Source organism: Enterobacter sp. CM29 (genome assembly GCF_013179605.1).
Classification (GTDB): domain Bacteria; phylum Pseudomonadota; class Gammaproteobacteria; order Enterobacterales; family Enterobacteriaceae; genus Enterobacter; species Enterobacter intestinihominis.
The window spans coordinates 1-594 of sequence record NZ_JABMCU010000397.1 but is presented as its reverse complement, the minus strand read 5'-3'; the positions used below and the strand labels follow the sequence as shown (position 1 = coordinate 594).

Genomic DNA, 594 nt, shown 5'->3' with positions numbered 1-594 from the left:
CCTGGATTCTTACATCCCAGAACCAGAGCGTGCGATTGACAAGCCATTCCTGCTGCCAATCGAAGACGTATTCTCCATCTCCGGTCGTGGTACCGTTGTTACCGGTCGTGTAGAGCGCGGTATCATCAAAGTTGGTGAAGAAGTTGAAATCGTTGGTATCAAAGAGACTGCGAAGTCTACCTGTACTGGCGTTGAAATGTTCCGCAAACTGCTGGACGAAGGCCGTGCTGGTGAGAACGTTGGTGTTCTGCTGCGTGGTATCAAACGTGAAGAAATCGAACGTGGTCAGGTTCTGGCGAAGCCAGGCTCAATCAAGCCACACACCAAGTTCGAATCTGAAGTGTACATTCTGTCCAAAGACGAAGGCGGCCGTCATACTCCGTTCTTCAAAGGCTACCGTCCACAGTTCTACTTCCGTACAACTGACGTGACCGGTACCATCGAACTGCCAGAAGGCGTAGAGATGGTAATGCCAGGCGACAACATCAAGATGGTTGTGACTCTGATCCACCCAATCGCGATGGACGACGGTCTGCGTTTCGCAATCCGTGAAGGCGGCCGTACCGTTGGCGCGGGCGTTGTTGCTAAAGTTCT

The 594-nt window shown here is 52.2% G+C and carries 1 protein-coding gene; it reads left to right on the top strand.

Going from position 1 to position 594, the window contains the following annotated elements; genetic code table 11:
• The coding region (locus HP459_RS23290) for an EF-Tu/IF-2/RF-3 family GTPase (RefSeq protein WP_045135604.1) at window positions 1-594 on the top strand (594 nt) is incomplete at both ends.